The 15,328-nt window shown below is 53.2% G+C and carries 12 protein-coding genes; 10 read left to right on the plus strand and 2 right to left on the minus strand.

What is annotated here, in order from left to right; genetic code table 11:
- Nucleotides 1-323: 323 nt before the first annotated feature.
- The 6 genes from dnaA to BED41_RS00030 all read left to right on the plus strand — a co-directional run bounded on the left by dnaA (nt 324) and on the right by BED41_RS00030 (nt 7,084).
- The gene (dnaA, locus tag BED41_RS00005) at nt 324-1,658 is read left to right on the plus strand and encodes a chromosomal replication initiator protein DnaA (protein ID WP_066741449.1); all 1,335 of its coding nucleotides are present in this window, start codon (nt 324-326) and stop codon (nt 1,656-1,658) included.
- A 229-nt stretch (nt 1,659-1,887) separates the two neighbouring features.
- A complete protein-coding gene (gene dnaN, locus BED41_RS00010; RefSeq protein ID WP_066741454.1) occupies nt 1,888-3,054 on the plus strand; it encodes a DNA polymerase III subunit beta in 1,167 nt (388 codons plus the stop codon).
- On the plus strand, nt 3,044-4,108 hold the full coding sequence (gene recF, locus BED41_RS00015; protein WP_066741456.1) for a DNA replication/repair protein RecF: 1,065 nt from the start codon (nt 3,044-3,046) through the stop codon (nt 4,106-4,108). The genes dnaN and recF overlap by 11 nt, the downstream gene beginning before the upstream one ends.
- A gap of 32 nt (nt 4,109-4,140) precedes the next feature.
- Nucleotides 4,141-6,021 carry a tRNA uridine-5-carboxymethylaminomethyl(34) synthesis enzyme MnmG gene (gene mnmG, locus BED41_RS00020; protein WP_066741457.1) on the plus strand — a complete coding sequence of 627 codons (1,881 nt, stop codon included), beginning with the start codon at nt 4,141-4,143 and terminating at the stop codon, nt 6,019-6,021.
- Nucleotides 6,008-6,541 carry a DciA family protein gene (locus tag BED41_RS00025; protein WP_066741459.1) on the plus strand — a complete coding sequence of 178 codons (534 nt, stop codon included), beginning with the start codon at nt 6,008-6,010 and terminating at the stop codon, nt 6,539-6,541. The genes mnmG and BED41_RS00025 overlap by 14 nt, the downstream gene beginning before the upstream one ends.
- Before the next feature lie 150 nt (nt 6,542-6,691).
- The gene (locus BED41_RS00030; protein WP_066741461.1) at nt 6,692-7,084 is read left to right on the plus strand and encodes a class II SORL domain-containing protein; all 393 of its coding nucleotides are present in this window, start codon (nt 6,692-6,694) and stop codon (nt 7,082-7,084) included.
- 765 nt (nt 7,085-7,849) lie between these two features.
- On the opposite strand, the gene BED41_RS00035 is transcribed toward BED41_RS00030, so the two are convergent.
- Nucleotides 7,850-8,197, minus strand: coding sequence for a cupin domain-containing protein (locus tag BED41_RS00035; protein WP_066741464.1), 348 nt, complete (start codon nt 8,195-8,197; stop codon nt 7,850-7,852).
- A gap of 403 nt (nt 8,198-8,600) precedes the next feature.
- Here BED41_RS00035 and BED41_RS00040 point away from each other — a divergent pair, with 403 nt between their 5' ends.
- The 4 genes from BED41_RS00040 (at nt 8,601) to BED41_RS00055 (ending at nt 13,870) form a co-directional block, all read left to right on the plus strand.
- Nucleotides 8,601-10,001 (plus strand): YfcC family protein, encoded by a 1,401-nt coding sequence (locus BED41_RS00040; protein ID WP_066741466.1) that lies wholly within the window; start codon nt 8,601-8,603, stop codon nt 9,999-10,001.
- Between the two features lie 11 nt (nt 10,002-10,012).
- Nucleotides 10,013-11,371, plus strand: a complete 1,359-nt coding sequence (locus BED41_RS00045; protein ID WP_066741473.1) for an amidohydrolase family protein — start codon at nt 10,013-10,015, stop codon at nt 11,369-11,371.
- A 40-nt stretch (nt 11,372-11,411) separates the two neighbouring features.
- Nucleotides 11,412-12,599, plus strand: coding sequence for an amidohydrolase (locus BED41_RS00050; RefSeq protein ID WP_066741474.1), 1,188 nt, complete (start codon nt 11,412-11,414; stop codon nt 12,597-12,599).
- Nucleotides 12,600-12,757: 158 nt separating this feature from the next.
- Nucleotides 12,758-13,870, plus strand: a complete 1,113-nt coding sequence (locus BED41_RS00055; RefSeq protein ID WP_066741479.1) for a DUF362 domain-containing protein — start codon at nt 12,758-12,760, stop codon at nt 13,868-13,870.
- Nucleotides 13,871-13,922: 52 nt separating this feature from the next.
- Here BED41_RS00055 and BED41_RS00060 read toward each other — a convergent pair whose 3' ends face one another.
- Nucleotides 13,923-15,110, minus strand: coding sequence for an amidohydrolase family protein (locus BED41_RS00060; RefSeq protein WP_229712347.1), 1,188 nt, complete (start codon nt 15,108-15,110; stop codon nt 13,923-13,925).
- Nucleotides 15,111-15,328: the final 218 nt, after the last annotated feature.

A 15,328-nucleotide genomic window follows, 5' to 3' on the forward strand; every position in this document is an offset into this window, starting at 1 on the left:
TCAGTAAAAAAAGAGTATCGTCAGCTATCATCAAATTTTCAGATTTTTGCATCTATCAACGAATTTGGCTCTGCAACTGACTTCCTAGCGCTGTCAATATTTTTGTGTTTCTCGATGTGTATATGTGAATAACTTTTGTGGATTTCTTTCTAAAACTTCGATTATCCTATTGACTTGAAATCTTCTTTATGCCTGGCTGAAAAAAATCTTCCAATTGTGTATTCAAAAAAATCATTGAAATTTATTTTTTGGTCTTTAGCTGATTCATGATAAAATCTCTAGTTGGAAGAATATCTATTTTATCTTCTGTTGGAGTGAACCGAATGGATTTAGACATTATTTGGAAAGAATACTATAAGTACTGCATGGAAAAGATGGGGGCCGAGGATAAGACTGCGGAGATATATCTTCAGACCTGTATGCCGCTCTCGCTTGAAGAGGGCGTGCTTGTACTTGACGTAGCCACTCAATTCGCGATGGATCAGATAAAGTCAAGATATCTCGCAAGGATGAAGGAGCTGCTCATCGAGACCAGCTTCGGCACGGATATCAAGCTTAAGATCTCTTCCGATCAGCCGGAGGCCACAAAAGTGCAGGAGCCGCAGCCCAAGAATCCGCAGTCAAAGCCGTCTGCGGGCCGCAACGGCCTTAATCCGAATTATGTCTTCTCGACATTCGTCGTCGGAAAATCAAACAGGCTTCCTCACGCCGCAAGCCTGGCGGTCGCCGAGTCTCCCGGAAATACCTACAATCCTTTCTTCATCTGGGGGAAGGTCGGACTTGGCAAGACGCACCTTATGCACGCCATCGGACATCATATCGCGGCTACGAATAATAATACGAAAATACTTTATGTCAGTGCGGAAAAGTTCACTAACGACCTGATCACCGCGATCAGGAACAACACCAATCAGGAATTCCGCGCGCGGTACCGCGAACTTGACGTGCTGATGATAGACGACGTGCAGTTCATCGCCGGCAAGGAGCAGACGCAGGAAGAATTTTTCTGGACCTTCAACACCCTGCACGACGCGAAGAAACAGATAATCATAAGCGCCGACCGTCCTCCCAAAGACATTGAAGGTATCGCAGACAGGCTCGTCTCCCGTTTCGAATGGGGACTGGTAACCGACATCCAGCCGCCTGATTTGGAGACCCGCGTCGCCATACTTCAAAAAAAAGCTGAGATGAAAAAGTACATGAACATCCCTGAAGATGTCATCATGTTCATCGCGCAGAATATTCCGAGCAACATCCGCGAACTCGAAGGCTCCCTGAACAGGATCGTCGCCTGTTCGGATCTCAACCACGAACCTATCAACATCGAGAACGCAAGCGTGTGGCTCAAGGATCTGATCAAAGAACATCCGCTGGGAACCGTGAGTATCGGCCTCATCCAGCAGCTGACGGCCGAATCTTTCGGCTTTACCGTCGAAGAGCTGCTCTCTAAGAAGCGGACCGCCGACCTGGCCCTCGCGCGTCAGGCCGCGATGTATGTAGCACGCAATAAGACAAATGAGGCGCTGATCCAAATTGCCTACGCCTTCAACAAAAAGGATCATACGGTCGTTATCCACGCCTGCAAGAAGATCGCCGAACTTATCAAGACGGATCTTAGGGTACGCTCTTTTGTGGATAACATTGTGAATAAGTTATAATTTTTCGCGAAAAATTGGTGCATTGATTTGTGGGCAGTTTTATTTTACAGATTTTCCACACAAAAATTGTGGATAGTGTGAATAAGTTTGTGAATTAATAAAAATCTTTTGCACATCGAAAAATTACGTCAGAGCGGGGTGAAATATACTTTTCCACATTTCCACAGCCCCTACGACGACGAATACGATTTTATTTATAAAAAAGGTGTATTAATAGGAGGGCTCGTACATGAAGCTTACAATCAACAAAAAGCAGTTCCTTGCAAGCTGGGGTCTCGCTGAGAGAAGCACATCCGCCTCAGGATCGGTGAGCATACTCTCGTCAATCCTCGTTAAGGCAGACTTTGAATCGGTGCTGCTGCAGGCAACCGATATAAAGACGTCGATAATCTGCTTTGCGTCAGGCATTACCGTAACCGAACCCGGAGAGGCGGTATTCCCGATCAAAATGGTCAGCGACCTCTTCAAGAAGGCTCCGGGAGAGGAGTTCACCATTGAGGTAAACGAAGGAAAGGTAATTCTGAGGGCTGGCAGGAGCAAATATAACTTCTCCAGCTATCCGGTGCGCGAATTTCCCGTACTGCCGTCGTCGGACAGCGCCGACCTCTTCTGCCGCATATCGGCGGCGGAGCTAGCGAAGGTTATCGAAGAGGGGACGCTCGCAGCCTCGACCGGCGAAGAGTTCCCGCTCTATCTCTCCTCCGCAAATCTGCAGATAACGCAGAACATGCTGAATATTGTCTCTACGGATACGCGCAGGCTCGCGCTATCCTCGGCGGCGGTGGCCGACGGGGCCGAAGCGGCGACGGCGCTGCTGCCGATGAAGGGGGTAAAGGAGCTTCAGCGGATACTTGGCTCGCTGAACCCGGAAACGGAGGTAAAGGTGCTCTTTGACAGCGCGCAGTTCTACTTCAAGACAGACACGCTCGAATTCACCGTCCGCCGCGTGGAGTCAAAGTTTCCGCCCTATGAAAAAATACTGCCGAAGAACAGCACCCTCAGCGTCGTTACCGACAGAGGCGCTCTCATCTCCGCCCTTGAACGCGTGGATGTCATCGTTCGGGACTTCAACCGCATGGTAGTTCTGGACATCATCCCCGGCTCGGAGATGGTACTGCGCGGCAAGGCTCCGGATTTCGGACAGGCCAAGGAAGAGATCGGCGCGGAGGCGGAGGGCGAAAAGCTGAGGATCGCCGTCAATTCCAAGTTTTTCTTGGAGGCTCTAAAGGTGATGAGAGATCCCGAGGTAAAGCTTTCTTTCAACGGCCAGGCCGGCCATATGGCGGTAAAACGCAGTGACAGCGACGATTTCTTATGTCTCATCGCGCCGATCAACCTCTCTGAGGATGAACTCAGGATGTTTGATACGGAGCAAAACGGAGCGGATGGGATTTAGCCGGGTTCGGTTCAATAATTTTAAAAATCTTGAGCCCCGGGAGATGAGATGGTCCCCGGGGCTGAATTTGCTTACCGGCGAGAACGGCGCGGGAAAGACAAACATCCTTGAGGGGATAAATATCGTCTCCGGGTGGGGTCCGCTTGAGCGCGGCGCGAAAACTCTCTCGATGCCTACCTGGGGCAGCGGTTCTTCCGAGGTGCAGCTGACCGGAGAGCTTGAATCCGGCGGGATAATACGCGTGAAAATATCGCGCCGCTATATGCTGAGGCTGGATGATAAATCAGTTACCGCCGCGGATCTGCGCTGGAACATACCGGTGCTTACCTTCCTTCCCGACGACATGTCTATCGTGGAGGGCTCTTCAGCCTTCCGCCGGAGGCTGCTTGATATGCTGCTGGCGCTGATAGTTCCCTCTTACGCGATGCGTCTTGCCGAGTACAGGCGCGGCGTCCGCCAGAAGGCGGTATTTCTTAAACGCGGGATGCCTGCGATGATCGCCGACCGGGCGCTGCTGCCGCTTGCCGCCTGGATATGGCGGATGCGGATAGAGGGGGTAAAGCTGCTCTCCTCATGCCTTGAGGGAATGTCGGAGCTCACGCCGGTGAAGATCACGCTCTCGCTGAAGAGAGGCGGAGCCGGTTTTGACGACGACTGCGAGAACGATTACGCGAAGGCGGTCATCGCAAACCGCGGCCGCGAGGCGGCGGTGAAATTCCCCGTAGTTGGACCGCACCGCGACGATATTATCATCATGGCCGGCGAAAGGTTGGCCTCCGAGGCTTTGAGCCGCGGACTGCGCCGGCGTACGGCGATTGCGATGATGCTGGCCGCCGCTGACGGCGTGAAGAGAAAGATCGGCCGCGACCCTGTCCTCCTGCTCGACGAGGTGACCGCGGAGCTTGATTCCTCCGGGCGGACGCTGCTCTTTGAGTCGTTGCTCTCGCGGGAGACGCAGGTATTCGCGGCGACGGCTGAGCCCTTCGTCGAAAAATTTCCCGGGCTCATCCACAGGGTATCAGAGGGAAGAGTGACGGAGAGCTACGAGAATTAAGGGTAATATTTTTTAATCATGAAAGGCGTAAAATGTTGATAAACGACAGATATGACGTAATCACTATCGGGGCCGGACATGCCGGATGCGAGGCGGCGCTCGCCGCGGCAAGGATGGGGGCGCGCACGCTCATGATCTGCCTCTACCTCGACAGTATCGCGATGATGCCCTGCAACCCCTCGATCGGCGGCCCGGCAAAGGGGCATATGGTGCGGGAGATCGACGCCCTCGGAGGCGAATGCGCCTCGGCGGCGGACAGCGCCACACGCCATCTGCGCTGGCTTAACACCTCCAAGGGGGAGGCGGTGCGCACGCTGCGCGCGCAGTGCAGTCCGCGGCGCTACAGCGACCACTACCGCACGGCGCTTCTGACGGAAAAAAATATTGCGCTGCATCAGGCGCAGGCGGCAGATCTTATCATCGAGCACGGCGAGGCGCGCGGCGTTAAAATCAAGACGGGACAGGTATTCTACGCGGACTGCGTGATACTTGCCACCGGCACCTATCTCGATTCCAAGATACATATCGGGATGACGTCTCATAAATCGGGTCCTTTGGGGATGGTTGCCTCGACTGAATTTGCGAGGAGCCTGCGCAGAAGCGGCCTCGAAACTGGACGTCTGCGCACCGACACGACGCCGAGGCTGCACTTCGACACGATAGACTGGGAGGCTCTCGACTGTCAGCGCAGCATTGAGGAGCCACAGGCCTTTTCTCATTTTGGAGTAAAGAAAAGATATGACGAAATGATCTGCGGGCTGACGCGCACAAACGCGGAAACTCACAGAATAATCAGAAAATATTTTTCCGAATCGCCGCTCTACATGGGTAAGCTCGACACGGAGGGACCCAGATATTGCCCTTCCATCGACGACAAGATAATAAAGTTCCCCGAAAAGGATACCCATCCCCTCTTTCTCGAACCGATAACCTCTGAGGGCAGGGAGGTTTATGTTCAGAACTTTTCCACTTCGATGTGCCTTGAGGCGCAGTTAGAGAGCATAAAGACGATAAAGGGCTGCGAGAGGGCTCATATCCTGCGTCCCGGCTACGCCATCGAGTATGATTTCGTCGTCCCGACGCAGCTTAATCCGTGGCTGGAGACAAAACAGGTGAAGAACCTCTTCCTCGCGGGACAGATAAACGGTACCTCGGGATACGAAGAGGCGGCGGCTCAGGGGCTGATCGCCGGCATCAACGCGGCGCTGCGCGTGAAGGGGGCCGAGCCCTTCGTTCTGCGGCGCGACGAGGCCTATATCGGCGTGCTCATAGACGACCTCGTCACCAAGGGGACCAACGAACCCTACCGTATGCTCACGAGCCGCTGCGAATACAGGCTGCTTCTGCGTCACGACAACGCCGCCGACCGCCTCTGCGGGACGGGGCATAGTCTAGGGCTTTTACCGGATGAAAAATATGAATCCTTCCAAAAGATGGCCAGGGCGGCGGAGGCTGAGGAGAGACGCTTAGAAGAGTTAAAAATCCCGCCCACCGCCGAGGTCAATGAGAGGCTCGCCGCAATGCCGTCGTCGCCGCTCAGCGAGGGGATATCGGCGAAGAACCTGCTGCGGCGTCCCGAAGTGAGCTGGTCCTTCATTGCCGAACTTACGGGATCGGAGCTTGATCCAGAGTACGGTGAGAAAATTGCGAACGAGCTCAAGTATGAAGGCTACATCAGCCGCCAGCTCAGGCAGGTCGATAAATTCAGGCGCATGGAGCTTCTGAAGATACCGCCGTATATTGATTTTAACGATGTTCACGGGCTATCCGCCGAGGGACGCGGCAAGCTGGAAAAGATCAGGCCGGCGACGCTGGGACAGGCCTCGCGCATCCCCGGAGTGCCGCCTACCGATATCCAGCTTCTTTGGGTCGCGATAGAAAACGGACGCAGGCAGCGGCATGAAAAAGATTGACGGCGCAAGAGCCGCCGGCGATATTGTCAGAGCCGGGATCGGCAATCAGGCCAAATCAATGGCCGACGCCGAGAGATGGGCGCAGCTGACCCTATCGGTAAAACTCGCCGAACTCGAAGAGCGCTGGGAGGAGATTGCCGGTTCGCCTCTGGCCCAGAAGAGCCAGCCATCCCAGTGCGAATACTCCGAAGAGATAATGACGCTCACCATAAATGTCGCCGAACAGAGTATCCTCTCCGCGGTACGGTTTCGCCGAGCGCAGATAGAGAGGCGGGTCGCCGCCTTCTTTGGCTGTAAAAAAATTAAGGTCGATTTCCGCGTCGGCCCCATAGTCCGCCGCTCGCAGGCCCAAGAGCCGCTTCCTTCATACAAAAGACGCGCGCCGGTAGTTCTATCCGAGGAAGATGTCGAGGCGGAGAGGCGTAATTTCGAAGAGTCGGGGATCTCGGAGGAACTTGCGCTGCGGATGGCGCGCGTCAAGCTGTCGCTGGAAAAACTGGCAAAGAGAACCTCCAATTAACAATAAGTAGGCCATTATACTGATAATTATGTTAAAAATAAGAAAAAACTATGTATTTTTACTCTTATATACACAAAAGATAGAGATTATGATATTATTAACGCAGGCAATTAAAAAAGAATATAAAAATCTAAAAACGGAGGAATAGAAATGAAAATTGGAGAAGTAATCAAAGACGGAGATTTTAAGGCTGAGAAGCACGTGCCGACGATAGAGGCCCCCGAAAAGGTAAAGGCTGGGGAAGAGGCGCTCGTTAAGGTAATGGTGGGACAGGAGATCAAGCATCCCAACACACCCCTTCATCACATCAGCTGGATCCAGCTTTACTTTAAGCCGGAGGGTGCGGCACCTGTAGTCGAAGTTGCCAGATTCAACTACAGCGCCCACGACGACACGATGAACCTTGAGACGCCGGGATGCGTTGCTGCCGATCCCGCAAGCTGCGTGAGAGTCAAGCTGACAAAGCCTGGAACATTTATCGCGGTAAGCTACTGCAACATCCACGGCCTCTGGGAGAGCGCTAAGAAGATCGAAGTCGAATAAATCCAAATTTTTAAAGACCGATAAGGAGCGCAGCCCTGCTAAACGAAGGGCCGCGCTCCGCTTTTTTATAAAAAAATCTAAAATGGTCATTTCACATAAATAACAGATACGCCTATCCAGCATATATCCACATGGAAATTCACCCTTTTGACCGACTTATACACATATATTGTCAAAATTACAGGCCGTTTTGTCCTCTATCTGCGCCAAAATATGGGTTTGAGCACATAAGTGTCCACATTTTGTGGATAACTTTGTAGATAAGTGGGTGCAAAAATTACGTACTTTAATTTATTCGGCTTCTATTGGCGATGGGAAAATAGTCGTAAGTTAGGTAATATTTACTTCGCCGTAACAGGTAAACAAGCTCAAAAATCGTGGAAATTTCTATAGAATGATTTCTAAGCTGCACAGACTTACCGCGGCTGGATGAGTGTCGTTCAATTTTATCTCGGCAATTTTTTTGATACGCCCTCCAGTCCGTGGTAAACACATCAAGTCTTTGACGAACATGTAGCAGCCCGCAGTGTCTCGCGGTAGCTGGCGGCGAACATCCATCGGAGAGAAATCATGTCATTTTTCATAATATCTCCGGAGTAAATTACGGCGAACGCTGTGAAGGCGGTAAAAATGATACGGAACGGCAGCTCAAGCGGCGGCTGACAGATGCGCCTGCGCTGTTTTCTGCCGCTGGCTCGCATAGAAAAAACGCCGCCGCAGTATGATACCATCGGCGGCGGTCTCTGTTACAGCTAAGACAACTGGCTATCCGCGCTTGGCGATCGCCGCTCCTACCACCAGCGTATCTTTTCCGGAGTTCTCTATGCCGTGGGAACACCCCATGCGGCAGAGCATAATGTCGCCGGCCTTTACATGCTGGGTTTCATTCTCTTCTGTGTAAAGCCCTTCGCCGCTCATAATAAAATAAACCTCTTCATTGTCGGCGTGCAGATGATAGCCTACGGAGGCTCCCGGCTCAAGCTCAAGACGGGTCGTCATCGTGAAGGCTCCGTCCTGATCGGGAATTGCTATCGGAAAGGCCAGCGCATGTCCCTTGCCGCTGCCTCCCAGCTTTTCTCTCTTTATTCCATCTTCCTGGTTTTTTAATATCATCTTCGATTCTCCTTTTTGCAGAGTCGGATTTTATGCTATCCAAAGAAATTATATTGCCTCTGAGAGATATGTCTATTCTTTCTTTATAGATAAAAGAGTTAAATATTATTGACCTTTAATGATTATTACTTTTCTTCTCCACTAAAAAGATGAGATATGGGCGGCAATCTATTTTTAATGGGTATCAGGCGTGCGTCATTGATAAAAATCTTGAATATTATTTGAATGTAAAAAATTAAATTAATGACTAGTTAATATTATATTACTATGTTAAAATGATATATCGCCCTACAAGGCAATATGTTGTTATACCTTAAACCGTTCCGGCGGATAGAAAGGCGGCGGATAACAGTAACCGGTAGAGAATATAAGACTAATATAATAAATAAAGGAGGAAAATCTTATGACAGAAAAGAAATCAAAGCTTAATCTTCTGATGCCTCACACCTACGTTCTTCTTTTCTTCCTGATCGTCCTTGCGACCATCGGCACCTATGTTGTGCCGGCTGGTCTATACGACCGCATCACAGACCCCAACACCGGACGCATGGTCGTCGATCCGACGACCTATCATATCGTCAAGTCGACGCCGGTGGACCCCTTCGCGATGTTCATCAGCGTCTATAAGGGACTCGTTCAGGCAGCCGATATTATATTCTTTATAATGATCTCATACGCATGTTTCTATCTCGTCCTCGTCAGCGGCGCTCTTAACGCCGCGATGGGTGCCCTGCTGCGCGCGACGAAGGGGCGCGACGCCTTCGTCATGCCGCTCTTTATGTATCTATTCGCCACCGCCGCCACCTTCTTTGGTATGTTCGAGGAGGCCTTCGGGTTTATCCCGATCTTTGTTGGCCTCGCCGTCGCGATGGGCTATGACGCGCTGGTCGGCATGTCCGTCGTCGCGATGGGATGCGGCCTCGGCTTTGCCGCCGCCTTCATGAATCCCTTCACGGTCGGCCTCGCGCAGAAGATCTCGGAACTGCCTCTCTTTTCGGGACTTGGTTTCCGCATCGTGTCATGGTTTGTTTTTGTGACGATGGGCGTCATCTGGATGATGCGTTACGCGGCGAAGGTGAGAAAAGACCCCAGCAAGAGCCTCATGAAGGGCATTGACGTCGGTGCGCTGGCGCTTGACCATAATGAGCTTGTAGATTCAAAGTTCACCGGCCGCAATAAGGCGGTCCTTCTCGTTCTCTTCGTCGGTATGTGCTTCCTGGTATGGGGCGTGCTTAAGAGAGGCTGGTATTTTGACGAGCTCTGCGGGCTGCTCCTCGTGACTGGCATCGCCTGCGGTCTGGCCAACGGATACGGACCAAGCCGCATAGCGCAGATATTCATTGACGCCTGGAAGGATATCATCTTCGGAGCCTGCGTTGTCGGTATCTCGCGCGGCGTGCTCGTCGTCATGCAGCAGGGACAGATCATCGACACCGTCATCTATGCGCTGGCGGCGCCTCTGAGCGGACTGCCGAAATGGGTGGCCGCCGAAGGGATGCTCTTCGTACAGACCCTGATAAACTTCTTCATCCCCTCCGGCTCGGGACAGGCGGCGACCACCATCCCGATCATGTCTCCGCTTTCCGACATCCTCGGCATCCCGCGTCAGATAGCGGTCCTCGCCTATCAGTACGGCGACGGATTTTCAAACATCCTCTGGCCGACGACGAATCTGCCTGTCATGTGCAGCCTTGCGAAGGTGCCGATCGAGAAGTGGTGGAAATACTTCGTTCCCTTTTTCCTCCTCCTCTTCGCCGTGCAGATGGCCTTCATATTTGTCGCGGTAATGATCAATTATCATTAAAGATTACAGTAATGGAAAAATTTGAACTTCTTATCCGGGGAGGAGAGGTCATCCTCCCCGGATGTGCCAATCCTGAAAGGGTCAACATTGCCGTAAGCGGCGGCCGCGTGGCGGCGCTGACGGCGGAGGAACCTTCGGCGGCCAGCGTCATTGACGCCGCCGGACTCTGCGTCTCTCCGGGTTTTATCGACACACATATGCACGATGAAGAGGCCGAGGACGGTGACACGGTCGAACAGGCGCTTTTGCGGCAGGGGGTCACGACGGCGATCGCCGGAAACTGCGGCTCCGGCCCGCTGGCGGCCGATATCAGGCCATACAGGAAGAACCCCTGGCTTAACCTGGGCTACCTGACGGGACATACAAAGCTCAGGGAAAACTCCGGGGTGACGGATATATACGCCGCCTCCCCGCCGCAGGCGATCGAAAAGATGCGCGTTCTGCTCCTTCATGAACTTGAAGCAGAGGGTTCATTCGGTCTCTCTTTCGGCCTCGAGTATATGCCTAATACCTCGGCGGAGGAGATCGAAGCGCTTCTTAAAACTGCCAGCGGCTTTAAAAATATCTGGATACCGGTGCACATCCGCGCCGACGGCCCCGCCGCGGTGGAGGCCGTGGACGAAATAATCGGCTATGCTCATAAATATCCGCTCCGTTTTCAGATATCACATACCGGCAGCATGTGCGCCTTCGGCCATCTCGCTGAGGTGCTCGACCATATCTCCGCCGCCGTCGCCAACGGCTGTGACATAACCTTCGACTGTTACCCGTACGACGCCTTCTGCACCAACCTCGGTTCGGCGGTATTTGACGAGGGTTTCGAAGAGAGATGGGGACGCGGCTGCGCATATCTGGAGGTGGGAAGCGGGCCGTACCGCGGGAAATTTCTCTCGGAGGACGGCCTTTACGCAAAACTGCGAAAAGAGGCTCCCGAGACCCTTATCATCGCCCATGTGATAAACGGGGCCGAGGTCGAGGAATGCCTCATGCACCCGCGCTGCGCCGTCGCCTCGGACTCAATTCTTCTCAAGGGGCACGGACATCCGCGTGCCGCGGGGACCTTCCCGCGCGCGATAAATATCATGCGGAAAAAGGGGCTGAGTCTCGTTGAGGCGGTGCGGAAATGTACCTCGCTGCCGGCGGCGATGGCCTTCCTCGATAAGGGCGAGATCAAACCAGGCGCTGACGCCGACTTTGTCCTCTTTGACCCTCAGCGGCTGGTTGACCGGGCCACCTTCGCCGAAGAGCTTCTGCCTCCCGAGGGTATAGAGTGGGTCATCATCGGAGGGGAGCCCGCCGTACACAAAAACGAGATTATCGGAGGCCCCAAAGGAAGGCTGATCACCCGCCAAACCTTCGCGGCTGTATAATAACGGCAGGAGATATAGCATACAAAGGGAGGCTGACGTCATGGAGCTTCGGCAGATGATAGCGGAACTTGATAAAAATATCGCAGTAAACGCCCCCGCGATGGCGGCCATGAGCGACGGTTTCGCCGCGCGCCCCGAGGTTTCGGGAAAAGAGTTTGAGACCAGCAAAGAAATCGTCCGTGTGCTGAAAGATGCGGGCTTTGAGGTCGAATATCCGGCGCTCGGCATTCCGACCGCCTTCACCGCGCGCTGCGGCAGAGGCGGCGGCCCGAAGGTCGCCATCCTCACGGAATACGACGCGCTGCCGGAGATCGGCCACGCCTGCGGCCATAACCTGCACGGTTCGATGTCGGTCCTGACGGCGCTTTCACTTCTTCCGATCCTGAAGGATATAGACTGCGAACTGCTGGTGGCCGGTACTCCCGCCGAGGAGACTGACGGAGCCAAGGTTGAGATGTCCGCCAAAGGGCTCTTCGACGGCTGCGACTTCGCGATGATGATCCATTCCTGCGGCGGAAAAAACATGGTCGAATACCGTTCGCTTGCGATGGACGCGGTGGAGTTTACCTTCACCGGCAAGACCTCGCACGCCGCCTCCGCCCCCTGGGAGGGGCGCAACGCGCTGAACGGCCTGCAGCTGTTCTTCCACGCGGTGGATATGCTGCGCCAGCATGTGAGGCCGGAGGCCCGCATGCACGGCATCGTCTACGACGGCGGCGCCGTGCCGAATATCGTACCTGAGCGCGCCGTCGGGCGCTTCTACTTCCGCGCCCCGAAGCGGGCCTACCTCGATGAAATTATCAAAAAGGTCCACAACTGCGCTCGAGGCGCGGCGCTCGCGACGGAGACAGAGGTGGCATGGCGCAACTTTGAGGCGAGCTTTATGGATATGCTTCCCAACGGCCCCGCCGAGACAATGGCGAAAAAATACTTTGCGGAAATGGCTCTTGAAGTGACCCCCTGCAGTACGTTTATGGGTTCGTCTGATATGGGCGACGTCTCCTACAGATGTCCGGCATTGCAGCCGGAGATAGACATCTCAGGCGAAAACATCGAGGCCCACACCCGCGCCTTTGCCGAGGCGACGCAGAAGCCGCGCGCGCACGAGGCGATGAGGGACGGGGCGAAAATAATCGGACGCTGCCTGCTTGAAGTCATAACTGACGAAGAGCTGCGCGGCAGAATGTGGAAGAGCTATAAAGAGGAGATCGCCGCCGCGAAGAGATAGGCGTCGCGGCGCCGGAATATCGGTATAAACGGAATAAGGGCTGCCGAAAAATAGAGGCGGCCCTTGCCGTTTCTTTTCGTTAATTCTAAACTTACCCTCCACATGATAAAATTATCAGCGGGTTTGAAAGAAAAGTAATATAACAGGGGGAGACAAAAATGCCGTCAAAGGTATATTTCACAAATATGAGAGCGACACCGGAACTTAACCTGCTTCAGAAACTCGAAAAGCTGATGAAGAGCGCAGGGATCGGCGAGATCGACTTCAAAAAACAGTTCACGGCGATAAAAATACATCTCGGGGAGCCGGGAAATATTGCCTATCTGCGTCCGAACTTCTCAAAGGTTGTGGCGGACGTCATTAAGGAACTTGGCGGAAAACCCTTCCTCACAGACAGCAACACGCTCTATGTCGGCCGCCGCAAGGACGCGCTTGAACACCTCGACGCCGCCTACGAGAACGGCTATAACCCCTTCTGCACCGGCTGTCAGGTGATAATCGCCGACGGCCTCAAAGGGACCGACGAAGCCCTGATTCTGGTGGAGGGCGGCGAGTATGTCAAAGAGGCAAAGATCGGCCGCGCCATCGCCGACGCCGACATTATCATCTCGCTCTCCCATTTCAAGGGACATGAGCTTACCGGCTTTGGCGGCGCGGTCAAGAATCTCGGCATGGGCTCGGGGTCGCGCGCCGGCAAGATGGAGATGCACAGCGAGGGAAAACCGTCTATCAGCGAAGAAAAATGTATCGGCTGCGGACGCTGCGCCCGCAACTGCGCGCAGAGGGCGATCTCAATAAAAGCCGGAAAGGCCTCCATAGACCATGAAAAGTGCGTCGGCTGCGGGCGCTGCATCTCAGCCTGCCCATTTGACGCCGTCATGCCGGACTGGGATGGCTCGAACGACGTTCTCAACAAAAAGATGGCGGAATACGCGAAGGCGGTCATCTTCGGAAAGCCTAACTTCCACATCTGCCTCGTGATAGACGTTTCGCCCTTCTGCGACTGCCACGTGGAAAACGATGCCGCCGTCACGCCAGACATCGGATTCTTCGCCTCCTTTGACCCCGTGGCGCTTGACCAGGCCTGCGCCGACGCGGTGATGAAGGCCCCCGCGATCTCCGGGACCTATCTGACTGACCAGCTGCATGAAAACGGTGCTGACCCCGATCATTTCCACGCGATGCACCCCACCACCAAATGGCAGGTGATGCTGGAGCATGCCGAAAAACTCGGTATGGGCACGCGCAAATATGAACTTATAGAGGTCTGAGAAAACTAGGCGCGGGCAAAATACGCCCGCGCTTTCTGCCTTTAGAAAAGATCTATAATCTCTTTTCCGTAGGATAGACAGTTCCCTCTTTCATCACAAAGGCACAGTCTCTGAGGGCGTCAGGATCTTTTAAAAGGTCCCTCTTCCAGCCGGCGATATCGGCGAGCTTCCCGGGCTCTATCGTTCCGACAAGATGGTCGATTTCACAAATTTCGGCGTTATTCTTTGTTGCCGCCGCAAGAGCTCTGAATGGGTCCATGCCGCTGTTCAGCCAGGCGTTATATTCCCAGCCGCTCTCATAGTTCTGGTGTACGGCGACCATATCTGTCCCGTATCCGAGCTTTATCTTGCTTTCACGTATGATCTCGCGCCCCTCCCGAAGGAGCTTCTGGTATTTTTCCAGTTTCTTTCTGAAAGATTCGCTCTTTTTGGAAAGGCTATCCTCGTCGCAGTGTATCGCGTCGTCGTAGGGAACGAAGGTGGGTACGAGATAGGTCCCCGAATCCTCAAAAAGCTTGGCCGTCTCTTTATCCATCAGTGAACCATGTTCGATGCCTGTAATCCCGTAACCAATCAGCTTCTTCATCAGCCGTGGCCCATAGGCGTGCGCCGTTACGGAAATTTTTACCTCCTGCGCCGTATCGAAGATCGCCTTAAATTCCGCATCGTTAAGCTGAATATCGTCTGGGTCGTCATTAGGCGTTGCAAAACCACCGGTGGCCATGATCTTTAGAAAGTCAAAGCCCATTTTCTTTTCCCGGCGCACGGCTCCCGTGAAAAAGTCGGCCCCATTACCACAGGTCGGGTACTCTTTCATCATATAATCTGATAAATAAGGGTTATTCCTTACCGCCTGCGTCATATCTCCGTGGCTGCCGGGGGTGCAGAGGAAGTGCGATGAGACTATGAGCCTTGAGCCCTCAATGTATCCCTCATCTATCGCCCGTTTTACATCAAGTTCATAGGCCTCGCGGAACCATCCAAGCGAACGGATCGTTGTGAATCCACCCATGAGGGTTTTGCGCGCCGTTCTTGCGGTGGCAAGCGTTCGGTAGCCGTCCGAATTATAGACAGTATCGGTATAGATATCCCTCCAGTCGAAAAATTCCGGGTGGACATGCGCGTCTATCATTCCGGGGGTGACGGTACAGTCGCTGAGGTCGATGGTCTCGAGCTTTTCCGGCCCGGGTATGTTGTGACCTACTTCAATGATTTTTTTACCTTTAATTAAAATTTCCATGTCTTCTTGCAGGGAATTTTTTAATCCGTCATATAATTTCCCGCATTTTATCTTTAAATACCCCTCCATTTTGAATCCTCCCATCAACATATTTTTATTTTTAAATATTGACATAAAATTTTCTTGATATATATTATATATAATATATAATATTTTTACAAGTTGGGAGAGAGAACTTGTAAGGATCAAAAAGGTACCCAAACTGCTTTTTCCACCCG

Source organism: Cloacibacillus porcorum (assembly GCF_001701045.1).
Taxonomy (GTDB): Bacteria; Synergistota; Synergistia; order Synergistales; family Synergistaceae; genus Cloacibacillus; species Cloacibacillus porcorum.